The 17,476-nt window shown below is 43.3% G+C and carries 15 protein-coding genes; 5 read left to right on the forward strand and 10 right to left on the reverse strand.

All coding sequences use genetic code 11. From position 1 onward, the window contains the following. Nucleotides 1-4 precede the first annotated feature (4 nt). A complete protein-coding gene (locus tag SWP_RS22200; RefSeq protein WP_020914958.1) occupies nt 5-1,462 on the reverse strand; it encodes a sensor domain-containing diguanylate cyclase in 1,458 nt (485 codons plus the stop codon). Between the two features lie 222 nt (nt 1,463-1,684). Then, entirely contained in the window at nt 1,685-2,524 is an 840-nt protein-coding gene (locus tag SWP_RS22205; RefSeq protein ID WP_020914959.1) for a PfkB family carbohydrate kinase, read from the reverse strand. Nucleotides 2,525-2,877: 353 nt separating this feature from the next. Between SWP_RS22205 and SWP_RS22210 the strand changes: the two genes are divergently transcribed. After that, a complete protein-coding gene (locus tag SWP_RS22210) occupies nt 2,878-3,057 on the forward strand; it encodes a hypothetical protein (RefSeq protein ID WP_020914960.1) in 180 nt (59 codons plus the stop codon). An 89-nt stretch (nt 3,058-3,146) separates the two neighbouring features. On the opposite strand, the gene SWP_RS22215 is transcribed toward SWP_RS22210, so the two are convergent. Further along, nucleotides 3,147-4,475, reverse strand: a complete 1,329-nt coding sequence (locus SWP_RS22215) for a coproporphyrinogen III oxidase family protein (protein ID WP_020914961.1) — start codon at nt 4,473-4,475, stop codon at nt 3,147-3,149. A 612-nt stretch (nt 4,476-5,087) separates the two neighbouring features. Here SWP_RS22215 and SWP_RS22220 point away from each other — a divergent pair. The 4 genes from SWP_RS22220 to SWP_RS22235 all read left to right on the forward strand — a co-directional run bounded on the left by SWP_RS22220 (nt 5,088) and on the right by SWP_RS22235 (nt 7,458). Continuing rightward, complete coding sequence (locus tag SWP_RS22220; RefSeq protein WP_044556192.1) at nt 5,088-5,291, forward strand: hypothetical protein; 204 nt, start codon at nt 5,088-5,090, stop codon at nt 5,289-5,291. A gap of 125 nt (nt 5,292-5,416) precedes the next feature. Next, nucleotides 5,417-6,625 carry a radical SAM protein gene (locus tag SWP_RS22225; protein ID WP_020914963.1) on the forward strand — a complete coding sequence of 403 codons (1,209 nt, stop codon included), beginning with the start codon at nt 5,417-5,419 and terminating at the stop codon, nt 6,623-6,625. 25 nt (nt 6,626-6,650) lie between these two features. Then, nucleotides 6,651-7,127 (forward strand): hypothetical protein, encoded by a 477-nt coding sequence (locus SWP_RS22230; protein WP_020914964.1) that lies wholly within the window; start codon nt 6,651-6,653, stop codon nt 7,125-7,127. A 7-nt stretch (nt 7,128-7,134) separates the two neighbouring features. Next, nucleotides 7,135-7,458: a hypothetical protein gene (locus tag SWP_RS22235; protein WP_143711222.1), complete on the forward strand. Its 324-nt coding sequence runs from the start codon at nt 7,135-7,137 to the stop codon at nt 7,456-7,458. Nucleotides 7,459-7,530: 72 nt separating this feature from the next. On the opposite strand, the gene SWP_RS22240 is transcribed toward SWP_RS22235, so the two are convergent. From SWP_RS22240 to SWP_RS22270, 7 genes are all read right to left on the reverse strand, one after another. Next, nucleotides 7,531-8,514, reverse strand: coding sequence for a formate dehydrogenase subunit gamma (locus SWP_RS22240; RefSeq protein WP_020914966.1), 984 nt, complete (start codon nt 8,512-8,514; stop codon nt 7,531-7,533). An 80-nt stretch (nt 8,515-8,594) separates the two neighbouring features. Next, the gene (fdh3B, locus tag SWP_RS22245) at nt 8,595-9,164 is read right to left on the reverse strand and encodes a formate dehydrogenase FDH3 subunit beta (protein WP_020914967.1); all 570 of its coding nucleotides are present in this window, start codon (nt 9,162-9,164) and stop codon (nt 8,595-8,597) included. A gap of 29 nt (nt 9,165-9,193) precedes the next feature. Continuing rightward, nucleotides 9,194-12,049, reverse strand: coding sequence for a molybdopterin-dependent oxidoreductase (locus SWP_RS22250; protein WP_020914968.1), 2,856 nt, complete (start codon nt 12,047-12,049; stop codon nt 9,194-9,196). A gap of 18 nt (nt 12,050-12,067) precedes the next feature. Next, nucleotides 12,068-12,265, reverse strand: a complete 198-nt coding sequence (locus SWP_RS22255) for a twin-arginine translocation signal domain-containing protein (protein ID WP_020914969.1) — start codon at nt 12,263-12,265, stop codon at nt 12,068-12,070. Nucleotides 12,266-12,924: 659 nt separating this feature from the next. Further along, on the reverse strand, nt 12,925-13,935 hold the full coding sequence (locus SWP_RS22260) for a formate dehydrogenase subunit gamma (protein ID WP_020914970.1): 1,011 nt from the start codon (nt 13,933-13,935) through the stop codon (nt 12,925-12,927). A 50-nt stretch (nt 13,936-13,985) separates the two neighbouring features. Further along, nucleotides 13,986-14,573 carry a formate dehydrogenase FDH3 subunit beta gene (fdh3B, locus tag SWP_RS22265; protein WP_020914971.1) on the reverse strand — a complete coding sequence of 196 codons (588 nt, stop codon included), beginning with the start codon at nt 14,571-14,573 and terminating at the stop codon, nt 13,986-13,988. 26 nt (nt 14,574-14,599) lie between these two features. Next, nucleotides 14,600-17,449 carry a formate dehydrogenase subunit alpha gene (locus SWP_RS22270; protein ID WP_020914972.1) on the reverse strand — a complete coding sequence of 950 codons (2,850 nt, stop codon included), beginning with the start codon at nt 17,447-17,449 and terminating at the stop codon, nt 14,600-14,602. Between the last annotated feature and the right edge of the window lie 27 nt (nt 17,450-17,476).

The raw sequence follows: 17,476 nt of genomic DNA on the forward strand, positions 1-17,476 counted from the left end.
TGGATTAATAAGACAGTACCACCCTATTTCTGCCTTGCTCTTTAGCTTGATAAAGGGCTATATCCGCACGATTAACAACGTCCTCTGCTTTCTCTGTGACTCTGTATTCTGCAACACCACTACTGATCGTTACGTTAATCTCACAGCCATTAACATGAATACGTCGCTCAGCAACTGATTTTCTAATCAGTTCGGCAATTTCGCAGGCGTGACTCAAGTCAATATTAGGTAACAAGATCAAGAACTCCTCACCACCCCAGCGACAAAGCAAATCTTGTTCCCTAAGCTCCGCTTTAAGCATGTTGCTCACGGTCTTAATCACCAGGTCACCAATATTATGCCCATGCTGATCATTAACAGATTTAAAATGATCAATATCCACTAATAGCACCGACATTGGTGTGCTATCTAATACTGAACGCGCCAGTGAACGACTAAAATACTCCTCAAAAGCCTGGCGATTGGCAGCACCAGTGAGCTTATCAGTAGACGCCATTAACTCCAGTTTGCGTTGATATTTACCCAGTGTAAGATTGGCAATCAATAAAATAGCCAGAGTCACAAAGATACTCATGCCTAAGTTTGCCCAGAAGGTCGTCAACAACTTCTGCTTCCCCATCGTCTCGTCCTGTTCAACCAGTAAATACCACTTAAAATCTGTAACTAAACGACTATTAAGGAAAATGGTTTTACCATCACGTTGATAGGAAAAAGAAGCGCTTGGGCTAGTTAAAATACGGGTAGCTAACTTCTCTAGCCCAGGAGTATTTTGCAAAGTATCTCCGCCAGCAAAGTCTTTACTGTGCAAGGTAATGTTTCCTTGCCTATCTGTAAAATATACGCTGCGGTTATAGCGCGTTTGATAAAGCTCTATCATCTTCTTAACGCTTTCTACAGCTAAGCCAACGCCGGTAACACCAATGAAATTACCGTCAAAATCGAACACTTTATAATTCACATAGATTACTGTTCTATTACGGTTAGCGGTATCTTGATCGATGTTGACTTCATACTGCTCAGATTTGGGTAGCGAACGCACTCTGAAATACCAAGCATCATTGGGATCGATATCATCAATCTTTTTCAGCACACCGCTGGAGTGATAATAATTACGGGTCGATTCAGAAACAAAAAAGCTCGTTACGGTACCGTATTTATCTTGGATCTCTTTCAGGTAGCGCACCAGTTTTTCGGGTGTTTGCTCCTGTTCTAACGTCCAATCACGCACGAAAGTGTCCTGCGCCATCAGAGAGGAAATAAAGATGGGTTTGAGCAGATCATGTTGGATTTCTGAATAGATATTATCACTGGTGAGCGGCAACGTATTTTCTTCGATCTGTTCACTTAGCGAGTCGTGTGCAACTTGATAGCTGATGCCACTGGTAACGACAAAAGCACCTAATAACAACACAGTTAAGATCCAGATAAACCGTTTTTTATCGTTCCATACCTTATGACCCATACTACGCTCACTTCACACAATTAATAATTGAACTCGCTCAAACAAGCAACACTTGTTAATTAACTGTGAATGTTACCCGAAAAGCACTTTGACCGCATTGATTATTAACGATAAGCTAGGTTGAATCTTTTGAAGCTAACACACCCACCACATCGTACATAAAGATGGAATAGCCTCAAATTAGGCCTTAAAGATTAAATCCCTAAGTCTAAGTCGATAATACTAAGTCGTTAGATAAGCTTTTAATTCCTTTCCGGGTATAGAGCTTTCACAAGCCACGGCATGGCTAGACCAAATTGAAGCCTCCTGCATTGATTCAATGATGGTCAACTTCTTAACTAAGCCATTAATAAGCCCAGCAGCATAAGCATCTCCAGCGCCTGTAGTATCGACCACTCGGCTGGGTAGCGCCGCAACTCGCTGCTGCTGTTTTTCGCTATATAATGTCGCACCATTTTCGCCATCAGTGACGATAAAATACTGTAAACTGTCCCCAGCAATTGACCGCGCAAACTGCCACGGTGGCACCGTACAACGCCCCTGCATGTCGCTGAGTGACGCCAATAGAATATGACATGGTCTCGCTCGCTCATCTTTAGCAAGCTGCGCCACTACCCTGCAATGTTCAATCGCTGTCTTTGCCCAGCTAGCCGCCCCTTCAGATGATGAATTAATATAAAACGCATCCACCGTATCCCATTTGGGCGGAATAGGCAGTTCAAAGATAGGACGTTCAGGGCGGATAATGGTACGCTCTCCATCAGGCGTCATCATCAACAACATCTCATTTGTTGCCCCAGGTCGGCGCTGGATAAGACTACAATTTATCCCTTGAGTGCTTGCCTCAGCCAACAACCAATCACCCACATCGTCACGACCGACCTCGGTGACAAGGGTCACTTGATGACCAGCCCAAACTAATCCAATACCTGTATTAGCGCCGCCACCACCTAGCCGTAGACCACCATCTTGATAATGAAATCTGCCACCGGTTTTTAGTGGCTTATTGAGGTTAAAAATACGATCACAGTTTAAGTTTGCGACAAGTAAAATATTAGCCATGACGACTCAGTAATAGCATGCGATAACTTGATAGTAAGAGATTTATATTGGTGCGCCAAGTGATATGCCACTCTCTTTAGTTTTTATATCATCGTAATCCGATTAGCCGCCCTCATCATACAATGTGATTATCGGTCTTTTCTTGTGAGAGATATCTCAAACCCTCGTGCGCAAAAAGATAGTTTCAGTTAAACATTCATAAAAACCAAAAGATAAGCAGCAGAAAGTACTAGTAATTATGTATTGTCAAACTTTTCTGCTAACTCAGCCATTTTAACTATACTTACAGTTACAGGCCAGTCCACAGCGGAGCTGTGTACTATGGTGACATCCCCACGTAACAGGATAGTTGAATGGACTCAATTATTAGTATGGATGAACTCACGGAGTTCCATGAACCACTCGAAGTGCGACTCGAACGCTATAAAGCATGTCTTTATGAATTTGAGAAACTAAAGTATACCGATACTTATATTGTGCAGATCAGAGAAGATATCGCCAAGCTAGAGCGGCTTATCGCTCAGCAGTACTAATGCCCAATAAAAAGCGGCAAATACATCGCTGTATTTACCGCTACAAGTCACTCAGCTAAAGCACTAAACCTTTTAGCGTAACCGACTCACTACATATCGCAATCTTGTAGAGGTTTACGTAGCTGAGCACGGACATTGTCCATGCCAGAGTAAAACTCTTTCATCATCAACAAACCCATCATCTTGCCGTTATCAGTAACAATAAGATTGTCGGGATCGGTCGGATCATTTTTGATGGCCCCAATGGCTTTCATTGAGGTCATCTCTTTAAACAGTGCTGTATCTAAATTTACGCCAAAGGTTTCACGGAAATACTTCCGGGAGAGTCGGCCCGAGAACATCCCGAGTAGGAAACGGTATTGCATCACTTCTTTACGGCCGTAATTCTTCTGCTGTTCCACGCCCATGTGGCCACTCGACACTCGCTCTTGATACTTCTTCAATGAGAAAGTATTCACGTAAAGCGTGTCATCCAAAAAACTGAATGAGCCAGAACCAACACCTAAGTATTCATCATAATCAATCACATACTCATCAAAACCTTCGTCATTGGTTTTACCAAAAGCCCAAGCAGACAGTTGGTTATATTGACCATTTAAACTATTCAAAATTTGACGGTATTGACGTACCATATCACCATGGGGTGCAGCCAATTTGCCCTTCACACTCTTACGGGTTTGGTGAGTGATCATTAATGGATATGTCGTAATTTGCCGTGGATCTAACTTTGATGCCATATCCAAGTCATGCTGGATCACTTCATCAGTTTGACCTCTAAAACCAAAAATAAGGTCAACATTGATGATCGGGAACAGCTCTTTGGCTGCCATAATCTTGTCAAAGGTTTGCTGACCAGAGCCGAATTTTTCGATTCTGTCGGTCATGGTAAGAATGTCATCGTTAAAGCTTTGCACACCAATCGACATTCTATCAACCAGACCTTCAAGCTGCTTAAACCCAGGGCTATCTAAATGTTGTGGGTCAGACTCACAAGAGACCTCTTTGATACTGGGAAACAGCTTTTTAGCATGTTCAATAGTCCGCGCTAATTCATCTTCCAGTACAGTTGTGGTGCCACCACCGATATACATAGACTCGAAGTCATAACCAAGGTTTTTGACCATATCCATCTCTTTACGCAAAGAGACAAAGTAGGCACGAGCTTTATCCTCTTTAAATAGGAAGCGGTGGAAAGTACAAAAAGAGCATAACGTGTGGCAAAAAGGCACATGCGCATACAGCATGTATTTCTTACCTTCTACGGGATTTGGCATCATCTCTGCAGAAATCGTATCCAGTCTTAGATTGCGATCCACATAGAATTGCATCACCTTTTCCATACCATTAATCATCCAATCAGGCGTGGTGATATTGGCTTTATAAGGTTGGGCACTATCGGGCAAAATAATTGATGACATAAAAATTCCTATCAAAGATAGCGGTTCAAAATTAAAAAGAGGCTGAACGAATTGAACCAGCGGAGAGCAAAATTAACACTTTAAATCACCCCAAAACGTGATTTGGTTATAAGTTACCGTTTCCTATCAAGGAAATGTATAGCTTTTTGTTAAGTAAGTCATACTTTAGCAAAAACTCATAATATGAGCAGTCTGTTTTTTTATCAGCATAAACAAAAACACCTCAGTGATAAAATCGACTGAGGTGTTTGCAGATCAAACCTTAAATACTCAAAAGATTACTCTTTATATTTAAGTGTTCCGTTCTCTTTGATCTCATCGAACCAAAGGCGGCATATCTGCAAACTCTCTATCATAGCGCCCGGTGCCCAAACGCTCAAAGAGGAGACCCAGGGAAAATCCATGTTTGATAATAACAGTTGAAAACCGGTAGGTTTTACTGTGTAGCGCCAAATATCAAAATTGAACACTCGATTCAGACTAATGTGCTATTTACCCGCCCAGCTCAAAGGCTCAGTATTGCATACTGCATCCCAAAAAAGGTATTTCCTTTTATCTTTAAAGCAGTTGTCTATACTCAAGCACCTATTAACTTCAATTAAGGAACAATAAATGAATAACATTTTAAAAGACCTTGAACTTCAATTATTAACAACTGAGAAAAAGGCAAGCATGGAATTAGGTTCTGATTTTTTCAGCCAAATATCAGGGGGAGGGGCACCAGGTCGAGATGGTCAAGATTTTTGGTTGAATTGTGAACCAGGAGATGAGACAGGAACACTCTCGCCAGGAGAAGGTTTTTTGAAAGGATCATAAAAATAAGCAAGTACACGCTATCTTGTATAGCGTGCTGCTTTTAGCCCTGTTCGTTATTACTAATTAGTAAAAGATACCCAATGAAAAGCATTAAAAATACAAACCAAAGCTATGAGTAATTAATAATGAAGAAAATAGAGGTTGTTCTTAAGGTATCTGAGCGATGCAATATCAACTGCGACTATTGCTATATGTTCAATTTGGGTAATGATGATTACAAGGAAAACCCCAAATTTATAAGCATAAACACTATTAAAAATGTCTATCAATCTTTAAAGGATAGCATAAAAAAACTTAATCTTGATCAATTAGATATTATACTTCATGGTGGTGAACCATTATTAATGGGGAAACCTCGCTTCATAGAAATGTGTGAACAAATTATTGCCACACTATCCCATAAAGTAAAACTAAAAATTAGGATGCAGACAAATGCTATTTTGGTCAATCAAAGTTGGATTGATATATTCAGCAAATACAAAATATCCATTGGTGTAAGCATTGATGGACCTGAAGAATACAATGATATTCACAGAGTAGACCATAAAGGGAATGGCACTTATAAGAAAACACTTAGAGGTATAAAAAATCTCCAGTCAGCAGCTCACAGACAAGAAATATCAGAACCAGGTCTACTAATCGTTATCGATCCAAACGTCTCTGGCAAGAAAATATACCAACATGTGGTAGAAGATCTACTTTTTACTAACATAAATTTTTTACTACCAATGCTAACGCATGAAACCAGTGCAAAAAATATTAATAAATCATTGACAAATTACCTTGATGAAATTTTGTTATATCATATTGGTCGTGGTCATCGACAAGCAAAAGTAAGGATACTAAATCAATTTGCCTCTTTCCTTAAATCTTCCTCTATAAAAAGTAGAGGTGATAACTTTCATTATGTTATTGGTATATCATCAAGTGGTCAGTTTGATGTAGATGATGAATTCAAAACGATCGAAAATAAATATTCAAAATATAACATTGAAAACTCTTCAATATATGAGTTTGTAAATTCTGAATACTTCTTGAAATTTGAATCGTTAAAAACTTCTTTACCCAATGATTGCCAAGGTTGTTGTTGGAAAAATTATTGTGTTGGAGGCTCAGGAACGGGTTCAACATTAAGCAGATACAGCACAGAAAATGAGTTTAATAATAAATCAGTTTACTGTGACTCATTAAAATCATTTTTTTCCTTTTTAACTACGATTATGTTGAAAAGCGGATTAGATAAAAGCCTATTAGAAGAAAAATTGTCTAATAATAAAAGACTAACTATTTTACCTCCTCACTCTCCTAAAATTAGGATCAAGCAAATCGCCTAAAAATAGCCCAGCAAGGATATAATATATGCTACTCCATTTTAAAAACTGCCTTTTACTATTATTACTGCTATTACCCTTCCAACTTCAGGCTGGTGACAGTCCTTACAAACCAAAATCTAACACTTGGGTGTTACATTCAGAAGCGCAAACAGAGCAAGAAGGTAGCTTTGTACTATTGGGTGTGGCACATACCTTCGACGTTAAACACCAACAGCTGACAGATCTAAAGCGAATTTTTGAAACCTTTAAGCCAAGTTTAGTACTATTAGAAGGTGGAACCTGGCCTTCAAAAAACAACATTGAAGCAGCCGTCGAATGCTGTGGTGAGATGGGGTTTATGACCTTTTTAGCCGAACAGTCCAGCATTCAAGTGGAAACTTGGGAGGGAAATTTAAAGCAGGAAGCTTTATCTGTATTAGAAAAGTACAACACCAGAGGCGCTCAAAGTATACTATGCACTAAGGCAGGTGCCGCAATTAGTACAAAGTGGTGCCGCGCTTGATGAGGCTATGAATCAGCTATTAGGAAGAGATGGCATGATTGCTAGCGATTATAATATAGATAGCAAGCCTTATAACTCAGTAGCGCTTAATCAAGCACTAAAAAAATTAACCCAGTCCGAATTCACATGGCAAAGTATTACCAGTGGCGGTAAATTTGCCCACCTGCTTGAGCAAGCTGAGTTCAGTACATTTAGCAATATTCGTACCTTAGTCGATACATACAGAGATAAGAGTGCGGTCAAGAAAATAGGCTCGGCACTGGCCGAAAAACAACGAGTGATGATCCTTGTCGGCAAAAGGCATTTTAGACCGATAATGCAAGACATATAGCCACATACAAAAACACCTCAGTGAATAAATCGACTGAGGTGTTTGTATTTCAAGCTTTAAATAAACAAAAGATTACTCTTTGTATTTAAGTGTTCCATTTTCTTTGATCTCATCGAACCAAAGATTATGGTGTTGGCTTGCCCAAGTTTCATCACAGTAGCCAGAAACCATACACTCCATACCACCTTCAGACATAACCGTTGCCATAAAGATATGCACGATTGAGAAAGCTGTAATGATGATAGCGCTGACAGAGTGAAGCACGAGTGCAATCAAGCTCAATGTACGGCTAGGCTCGAACAAGTTCGGGAATAGTAGCAACATACCTGATGCCGAAATTACTAAACCAAATACTGCAAAGGCCCAGAACCACAACTTCTCACCCGCGTTGGCAAAACCAGCATCAGGGTGCTTACCTTTGAATGGGCCAAAGTTGATGTAACCACCAACAACCATCATCCATTTAAGGTCATACATTTTAGGCAGTTGGTTCTTAGCCCAAAGCACAGTCATTAACGCCCAACCAATCATGAACGGGATCGCCATGATGTCGTGCACTTGCTTAGCCGCGTAGACTAGGTTTGACCATAACCCTTCGCCAATGTATGGCTGGAAGAAGAAACGTCCAGCAAGTAGCGTTAAGCCAGTCAAAATCAGCAGCAGACACGGAATAGCGCCCAACCAGTGAATAGAGACATCAAACTTAGACCAGCGATACACTAACTTGCCTGAGAAACCACCGTGCAGCTTAGAGATGCCGTTCACTTTGATAAACAGTACAAAGATAATGATCATGCCAAAAAGGGCAGCCATTAACGCTGGTGCAAGAATATCACTGCGTAGCTCAAGTACACGTAGGTCATAGGTGTTGATTGGCTGAGCATGGAACTCACTTGTTGAAGTCGTACGACCTTCAGCACCGGCTTTTAGCTGTGACCAAATTTGGCCTTCAGTTGCTTGTCCGTCATGAGTGTGCTCAGCACCATCATGGGCAAAAGCAGTTACACTGAATAACAGTGCAATTGCAATACCTATCTGTTTAAACCATTTGTTCATAATACGTCCTCTGTTACTCCTCGTTGGCTCAACGTATTGAGCCAACAAGCAGTAGATTTGAAGTTATTAACCTAAGTTAATTAACCCCAGATTGCGTTTTTAGAACCACGGTATGCAACACGCTCACGGAAGATTGCAGAAACAATTTCAGCATCACCCGCTAGTAGCGACTTAGTTGCACACAGTTCGGCACACATAGGTAGCTTGCCTTCTGCAACACGGTTAGCACCATACTTCTGACGCTCTGCATCAGAATGGTTCTCTTCAGGACCACCGGCACAGAAAGTACACTTGTCCATCTTACCGCGAGCACCGAAAGCGCCGCCTTGAGGGAACTGAGGTGCACCAAATGGGCAAGCATATAGACAGTAACCACAACCGATACAAGTATCTTTGTCGTGCAGTACGATGCCGTCTTCGGTCTTGTAGAAACAGTTTGCAGGACAAACAGCCATACAAGGTGCATCACTACAGTGCATACAAGCGATAGAGATAGACGCTTCGCCTTTCTCACCGTCATTGATAGTCACTACGCGACGACGTTGGATTCCCCACTCAAGAGCAGAGTCGTTTTCGTTCTTACATGCTGTGACACAACCGTTACACTCGATGCAGCGCTTGGTATCACATAAAAATTTCATTGTAGCCATTCTGGCAATTCTCCTAGCTAATTCTGCAATTACGCTTTAACGATCTGACAAAGCGATGCCTTGGTTTCCTGCATCTGAGTCACAGGGTCATAACCGTAAGTCAATGCAGTGTTAGCTGATTCACCGATAACGTAAGGAACAGTGCCTTCTGGGTAGTTAGGCGCAAGGCTTTCACCGTGCATCTCACCCGCGAAGTGGTAAGGCATCCAAGTAACACCAGGCTTAACGCGTGGAGTGACCATAGCCTTGATCTTAATACGACCACCTTCAGCACCCTCTAGCCATACTGTGTCGCCATCGCGAATTGCGCGATCTGCCGCATCAGCAGGGTTCATTTCAACAAACATCTCTTGTTGAAGTTCAGCCAACCATGGGTTTGAACGAGACTCTTCACCACCACCTTCGTACTCAACCAAGCGACCAGAAGTCAGACCTAGTGGGTACTTAGCTGCCGTGTCTTTCTCTTGGATTGACTTGTACAGCGTCGGTAGACGATGAACTTGCATGTCATCATAGGTTGGGTACTTAGACACAAGATCACGACGTGGCGTGTAAAGCGGCTCACGGTGAACAGGTACTTGGTCAGGGAAAGTCCAAACAATACAACGCGCTTTAGCGTTACCGAATGGGATACAACCGTGCTTCATAGCAACACGTTGGATACCACCAGAAATATCAGTCTTCCAGTTTCTACCTTCTGCTTCAGCTTTTTCTTCAGCAGTTAGGTCGTCCCACCAGCCAAGCTGCTTCAGCATGTCAGCGGTGAACTCTGGGTAACCGTCTTGGATTTCGGCGCCTTTAGAGAAGCTACCTTCTGCAAGTAGGTTTTCACCTTTGTACTCAACACCGTAACGAGCACGGAAGTTACCGCCCCCCTCAAGCACGTGTTTGTGCGTGTTATACAGAATCTGAGTACCAGGATGCTTCTGCTCTGGTGTACCCCAACAAGGCCAAGGAAGACCGTAGGTGTCACCTTTAGCAGGGCCGCCGGCAGCTTCAAGAGTCTTATTGCTAAATGTACCCCAGTTTTGGGTGTGCATCTTAAGACGCTCAGGGCTTTGACCTGTCATACCAATAGTCCACATACCGCGGTTGATTTCGCGAGTAATGTCTTCGATAACCATTACATCGTTTGCATCTTTAGCGATACGCTTAGTGAACTCGTCTGCAAAACCAAGCTTTTGAGATAGACGGTACATAATCTCAAGGTCAGTCTTAGATTCGAATAATGGCTCGATAACCTTCTCACGCCACTGCTGGCTACGGCCAGAGTTAGAGACTGAACCTTCAGTTTCAAACTGAGTGGCTGCAGGTAGAAGGTAAACACCATTTTGACGACGATGCATAACACCCGCCATTGTTGGGAAAGGATCCACAACAACTACAGTGTCCATCTTGTCTAGTGCTTCACGAACATCACGTTGACGTGTTTCAGTGTTAACTGATTGTCCCCAGAAGAACGCCATACGAACGCGATCTTTCTGTGCTAGTTTTTCAGGCGTTTCTAGAACACCGTCATGCCAGCGAGAACAAGGAATACCAGGAGTATTCATTGGAACGCGACCTAAGTATTCGTTTTGATCGAAGCGGCTCTTAACCCAATCAAATTCTAGATCCCAAACGTGGCTCCAATGTTTCCAAGAACCAGTCTTAAGACCGTAGTAACCCGGTAGCGTATCGAACAGTAGACCTAAGTCAGTTGCGCCCTGTACGTTATCGTGGCCACGGAAAATGTTTGTTCCGCCGCCTTTAACGCCCATGTTACCTAGCGCTAATTGAAGGATACAGTAAGCACGAGTGTTAGCATTACCGACGTGATGCTGAGTACCACCCATACACCAAACAACAGTACCTGGACGGTTATCAGCCATCATCTTAGCAGCTTGATAAACTTCCTCTTCGCTACAGCCAGTGATGTTCGCCACTTCTTTAGGTGGGAACTTCTTCACTTCTTCGCGAATAGATTCCATCTCGAACACGCGCTGCTCGATGAATGTCTTATCTTCCCAGCCATTTTCAAAGATATGCCAAAGCATACCGTAAATGAATGGGATATCTGTACCAGGACGTAGACCACAATGTAGGTCAGCGTGCGCTGCAGTACGAGAGAAACGTGGATCAACAACGATAATTTTTGCGTTGTTTTTCTCTTTCGCGATCATGATATGCTGCATTGCAACTGGATGCGCTTCAGCCGGGTTTGACCCGATGAAGAAGATTGCATTTGCATTCTGGATATCGTTGAAAGAGTTAGTTTGCGCACCGTAACCCCAAGTGTTAGCAACACCGGCTACCGTGGTAGAGTGACAAATACGTGCAGAGTGATCGACGTTGTTCGTGCCCCACATTGCCGCAAATTTACGATACATGTAGCAGCCTTCGTTCGAGAACTTAGCACTACCCATAAAGTAAAGTGAATCAGGTCCAGATTCCTTACGGATATCTAGCATCTGGTCGCCAACCTCGTTAAAAGCTTGCTCCCAAGATAGCTTCTTCCACTTACCATCAACCAATTTCATTGGGTACTTAAGACGCTTTTCACCGTGACCATGTTCACGTAGTGCAGCACCTTTAGCACAGTGACCGCCCGCATTGAATGGGTGATCGAAAGCTGGCTCTTGACCTGTCCATACGCCATTTTGTACTTCTGCGTATAAACCACAACCGACAGCACAAGCACTACATACAGTACGCTTGATCTCAGTTGGTGCATCATGTGGGATATCTTTGGCTTCAGCTTTACGCATCATGCCTGTACCCAACAAAGAAGCTGCAGCAATACCACCAGATGTGATACCAGCTTGCTTCATAAATTGACGACGGCTAATACCTAGAGTCTTTTTCTCTACAGTCGGTGCCGCGTTGGATTTGCGAGTTAATTGCATCGCTTAAATTCTCCTAAACTAGCCGCGTAAGCTATTGTAATAACTGCGAATATGTGCAGTCTCTTGATAGCCATTAGCACTCTTAGTGCTGACATTGTTTTCACTTGCTTGAGCTACACTCACGCCTGTTGCGGCGATTGCGACACCTGCGGTGCCACCAATAGTGAGCGCTTTCAGCAAAGATCTGCGGTTCAGATCAGGCTGTTGCTTCTTCATCTTTACTCCTGGTAGAACGGAATACTCTGGTTATATATCAAGGTGCTTTCTACTTTTTGCCACGTTTGCCGCGTTAACAGCATGTTAATAAGTGACCCTAAAAAATGGACCATATCCATCGATAAAAAGCACCCAACAAATTGCCCGCTAAATATAAAGAAAAATGTTGTTATAAAAGTTGATCTAAACAGGGTAAAAACGGCAGATAAGTGCAGATTTTTCAAGAAGTGTTAACCTGAACGTGTTTGCTAAAAACAGGCTGATAAACGACGCTAAAATTAACTGGAATACGCCTCTAAAAATGTTTAACAAAATGTAACAACTACAGCGGGTTACTGATAGTTCCAACTGAGAATGATTGCTAATTAACAGGGCTAAACATAGTGCTCAATAACGGCAATGGTGATCACTAATAGGCGTTAAATAGAGGTCAAAACTTTCCTTCGATACAGGCATAAAACCAAGTGGTTTAATCCTCGTTAAAATCACCGTTTTGCTGAAGAGCCATATCATCGTAAAAAGTAGATATCTATCCACAATAATAACAATCTTTATTCATTTAAAATGGAGTCGGGAGCTTTTAATCGATGACATACTTGATGCGATTAGAAACAAAAACGCCTCGACAATGTCGAGGCGTTTTTAACAAAGAATCTTAATTAGTCTTTATAGACAATTGAGTTATTCTCTTTGATCTCATCATACCAAACGTTGTGGTGCTGAGCAGCCCAGTTTTCATCACAATAACCAGACACCATGCACTCCATACCACCTTCACTCAATACCGTCGCCATCCAAATATGTACGATGGTAAAAGCGATAATGATAATGGCACTAATCGCATGAATCAGCAGTGCAGCCATTGATGCTTCACGTGGTAGCTCAAGACCTGGCAAAACCAACATTAATCCTGATGCCGCAATGAACAAACCAAAAATAGTTAACGTCCAAAACCACATCTTTTCGCCAGCATTAGCAAATCCACTATCAGGATGCTGACCTTTAAATGGACCGAAGTTGATATAACCACCAACCACTAAAAACCATTTAAGATCGTACATTTTGAAAGTCTGCATCGGCATCCACTTCACAACACACAAGACCCAAGACACAATAAAGATTGGTCCGACCCAGTCGTGAATGAACTTACTACCATAAATCAAGCTAGCCCAAAGGCCCTCTCCGATATAAGGTTGCAACACATGTTTGCCTAACATGATATTTAGACCCGTAAAGATCAATACCATGCAAGATGATGCCAATACCCAATGGATCCATAAGTCAGCTTTTGACCAACGCAATACCATTTTCCCAGAAAAACCCTTACTTAACTTTGAAGGGCCGTTCAACAGATAGAAAAATAGAAACGCTACAAATACACCGACGACGGCGATCCCCATTACTGGAGTTAAATACTCGTTTCTAACATCTTTACCTTGGTTACCTACAACGTTGATCAGTACTCCAGGTTCAATACCTTGGGCTGTTGTAAAACCTGAGTCACCCGCTTTTACCGCGCGCCAAAGATCAGCTTCACTGGTTTTACCCGCTTGCTGTTGGCTATTTTGCTCATCCGCCGCTATTGCTGATGTGCTTAATCCCAACCCCATCGCAAAAAAGAGCGGGATAACTAGCATTGCGAACAAGCTGCGCAGTGATTTCATAGACATATTCACTCCTTAATTAGGCTATGCACCAAAGTGCATAGCCCTATTCAGCCCTAGCCCGTCGTTGGGGTGTAACCCCATATCGCACCAGGGTTTCCTCTAGCAGCAATACGCTCACGGTAGATATCAGATACTACACCAGCATCGCCCGCTAACAGTGCTTTGGTTGCACAAAGCTCCGCACACATTGGTAATTTACCTTCGGCAATACGGTTTGCACCATACTTCTGACGCTCAGCATCTGAATGTGTCTCTTCTGGGCCACCGGCACAGAAAGTACACTTATCCATCTTGCCACGACTACCAAATGCTGTCTTCTTAGGGAACTGAGGTGCTCCAAAAGGACAAGCATAGAAGCAGTACCCACAACCGATACAGGTATCTTTGTTGTGAAGGACAATGCCGTCTTCGGTACGGTAGAAACAGTCTGCTGGACAGACTGCCATACACGGTGCATCAGTACAGTGCATACATGCCACTGAAATTGAGGCTTCACCTGGTTCACCATCATTGATAGTGACTACACGACGACGTTGAATGCCCCACTCTAGCGCGGCATCGTTTTCGTTTTTACAAGCAGTGACACAACCGTTACACTCGATGCAGCGTTTGGTGTCACATAAGAATTTCATGACTGCCATAATGGCTTATCTCCTCATCAAGTTAATTAGGCTTTACTGATCTGACACAAGCTAGACTTAGTCTCTTGCATCTGAGTCACAACGTCATAACCGTAGGTCATTACGGTATTAGCAGATTCGCCAATAACATAAGGAACTGTACCTTCTGGGTAGTTTTTCTCTAGGCTCTTGCCTTCGAATACACCCGCGAAGTGGTATGGCATGAAACATTCACCAGCGATAACTCGTGGAGTTACCATCGCCTTAACTGTGATTTTCGCCCCTTCTGGACTATGAACGAACACATCGTCACCATCACGTAAACCGCGATCGGCTGCATCAGCAGGGTTGATCTCGATAAACATCTCTTGCTGTAATTCTGCAAGCCATGGATTAGAACGCGTCTCTTCACCACCACCTTCGTACTCAACGAGTCGACCCGTTGTTACTGCAAGTGGGAAGTCCTTAGCAAAGTCCACTTCTTGAATAGACTTATAAAGGGTTGGTAGGCGTGCAACCATACGATCTTCGTAAGTTGGGTACTTAGAGACCAAGTCACGACGTGGCGTATAAAGTGGTTCACGATGCAGCGGGATATCATCAGGGAAGTTCCAAACGATACAACGCGCTTTTGCGTTACCGTAGGGAATACAGCCATGCTTAATCGCCACACGCTGGATACCACCTGAAATATCGGTTTTCCAGTTCTTGCCTTCAGCGGCAACTTTCTCTTCAGCGGTCAGATCATCCCACCAGCCAAGTTGCTTAAGCATCTTGTCGGTAAACTCTGGATAACCATCTTTGATCTCACTGCCTTTCGAGTAAGAGCCTTCAGCCAAGATGTTATTACCGTTATGTTCAACACCATAACGAGCACGGAAGTTACCACCACCGTTTTTAACTTCACGGCCAGTACGGTACAAGATTTGAGAGCCAGGATGCTTCATCTCAGGCGTGCCCCAACAAGGCCAAGGTAAACCGTAAGTTTCACCTCGAGCTGGACCACCTGGTGCTTCAAGAGATTTAATATCGAAGGTGCCCCAGTTTTCTTGGTGCATTTTCAAACGCTCAGGACTTTGACCCGTGTAACCAATGGTCCACATGCCTTTGTTGAATTCGCGTGTCATATCTTCAATCAATGGCTCATCGCCATTGACTTTAATATGCTTACAGAACTCTCCTTCGATACCCCACTTCTTAGCCAGCTTGTACATGATCACATGGTCAGGCTTAGACTCGAATAGTGGTTCAATAACTTGGGTACGCCACTGAAGTGAACGGTTAGATGCGGATACCGAACCGTAAGTTTCAAACTGTGTCGATGCAGGCAGTAAGTACACACCGTCGGTACGTTCGTGCATCACACCAGCCATTGTTGGGAATGGATCCACAACAACCACGGTATCCATCTTGTTCAATGCGTCACGCACTTCACGACCACGGGTTTCAGTATTAACTGATTGGCCCCAGAAAAATGACATGCGAATGTTATCTTTCTGCGCAATCTTAGACTTATCTTCAAGTACACCATCATGCCAACGTGAACATGGGATACCCGTTGAAGTCATTGGATCTTGGCCTAAGCGTTGCTCTTGATCGAAGCGGTTCTTAACCCACTCATAATCTAAGTCCCAAACGTTACACCAGTGCTTCCAAGACCCCGTCTTCAAGCCGTAATAACCCGGCAGAGTATCGAACAATAGACCAAAGTCAGTTGCGCCCTGTACGTTATCGTGACCACGGAAGATGTTCGTTCCACCACCTGGAACACCCATGTTACCAAGGGCTAACTGTAAGATGCAGTATGAACGCGTATTCGCGTTACCGACGTGATGCTGAGTACCACCCATACACCAAACAACTGTACCAGGCTTAGTTTCAGCTAAAAGCTTAGCTACGCGGTACATCTGCTCTTTCGGTACACCGACAACATTCTCTACTTCAGCAGGGTCAAACTTCTTAACCTCTTCACGGATACGTTCCATGCCGTAAACACGCTGGGCGATAAAGGTCTTGTCTTCCCAACCATTTTCAAAGATGTGCCATAACAGACCATAGATGAAAGGAATATCCGTACCAGGACGAATATGCACGAACTCGTCAGACTTAGCTGCAGTTCGGGTGAATCGAGGATCGACAACGATGATTTTCGCGCCGCGCTCTTTACCTTCCAAAATATGCTGCATTGCAACAGGGTGAGCTTCACAAGGATTTGAGCCGATGAACATCATGGCTTTGGCATTGCGAATATCGTTGAAAGAGTTGGTTTGCGCACCGTAACCCCAAGTGTTTGCAACACCAGCTACAGTGGTAGAGTGACAAATACGTGCTGAGTGGTCGACGTTGTTCGTGCCCCACATCGCAGCAAATTTGCGGTACATATAGGCCTGTTCGTTTGAGAACTTAGCACTACCCATGAAGAATACAGAATCTGGACCGGACTCTTTACGGATATCTAGTGCTTTTTGACCAACTTCTTCAATCGCTTGATCCCATGAAAGTCGCTTCCACTTTCCGCCTTCAAGCTTCATTGGATACTTAAGACGCTTCTCACCATGACCATGCTCACGTAGCGCAGCACCTTTTGCACAGTGTCCACCAGCATTAAACGGATGGTCGAATGCAGGTTCTTGGCCTGTCCACACACCATTTTGCACTTCAGCGTAAATACCACAACCAACTGAACAGTGAGAACAGATAGTACGTTTAACTTCTGTTGGCGCGCTATGGGGTACATCTTTAGCTTCTGCTTTTCGCATCATTCCTGCGCCAAGCATTGATGCCGCAGCAATACCACCTGTCGCGAGACTCGCAGACTTGAGGAATTGACGGCGGTTTAAACCTAAGACAGCCTTATTACTGCTAGCTGCTTGGTCTGTTTTGCGGGTTAATCGCATCACACACTCTCCTTTAATTATTGACTA

The organism is Shewanella piezotolerans WP3, from assembly GCF_000014885.1.
Taxonomy (GTDB): Bacteria; Pseudomonadota; Gammaproteobacteria; order Enterobacterales; family Shewanellaceae; genus Shewanella; species Shewanella piezotolerans.

What these genes read in the sequence shown, in the direction of transcription:
- SWP_RS22200 (WP_020914958.1), bottom strand. Translation starts at nt 1,462, where the DNA reads ATGGGTCATAAGGTATGGAACGATAAAAAACGGTTTATCTGGATCTTA.
- SWP_RS22205 (WP_020914959.1), bottom strand. Translation starts at nt 2,524, where the DNA reads ATGGCTAATATTTTACTTGTCGCAAACTTAAACTGTGATCGTATTTTT.
- SWP_RS22210 (WP_020914960.1), top strand. Translation starts at nt 2,878, where the DNA reads ATGGACTCAATTATTAGTATGGATGAACTCACGGAGTTCCATGAACCA.
- SWP_RS22215 (WP_020914961.1), bottom strand. Translation starts at nt 4,475, where the DNA reads ATGTCATCAATTATTTTGCCCGATAGTGCCCAACCTTATAAAGCCAAT.
- SWP_RS22220 (WP_044556192.1), top strand. Translation starts at nt 5,088, where the DNA reads ATGAATAACATTTTAAAAGACCTTGAACTTCAATTATTAACAACTGAG.
- SWP_RS22225 (WP_020914963.1), top strand. Translation starts at nt 5,417, where the DNA reads ATGAAGAAAATAGAGGTTGTTCTTAAGGTATCTGAGCGATGCAATATC.
- SWP_RS22230 (WP_020914964.1), top strand. Translation starts at nt 6,651, where the DNA reads ATGCTACTCCATTTTAAAAACTGCCTTTTACTATTATTACTGCTATTA.
- SWP_RS22235 (WP_143711222.1), top strand. Translation starts at nt 7,135, where the DNA reads ATGAATCAGCTATTAGGAAGAGATGGCATGATTGCTAGCGATTATAAT.
- SWP_RS22240 (WP_020914966.1), bottom strand. Translation starts at nt 8,514, where the DNA reads ATGAACAAATGGTTTAAACAGATAGGTATTGCAATTGCACTGTTATTC.
- fdh3B (WP_020914967.1), bottom strand. Translation starts at nt 9,164, where the DNA reads ATGGCTACAATGAAATTTTTATGTGATACCAAGCGCTGCATCGAGTGT.
- SWP_RS22250 (WP_020914968.1), bottom strand. Translation starts at nt 12,049, where the DNA reads ATGCAATTAACTCGCAAATCCAACGCGGCACCGACTGTAGAGAAAAAG.
- SWP_RS22255 (WP_020914969.1), bottom strand. Translation starts at nt 12,265, where the DNA reads ATGAAGAAGCAACAGCCTGATCTGAACCGCAGATCTTTGCTGAAAGCG.
- SWP_RS22260 (WP_020914970.1), bottom strand. Translation starts at nt 13,935, where the DNA reads ATGTCTATGAAATCACTGCGCAGCTTGTTCGCAATGCTAGTTATCCCG.
- fdh3B (WP_020914971.1), bottom strand. Translation starts at nt 14,573, where the DNA reads ATGGCAGTCATGAAATTCTTATGTGACACCAAACGCTGCATCGAGTGT.
- SWP_RS22270 (WP_020914972.1), bottom strand. Translation starts at nt 17,449, where the DNA reads ATGCGATTAACCCGCAAAACAGACCAAGCAGCTAGCAGTAATAAGGCT.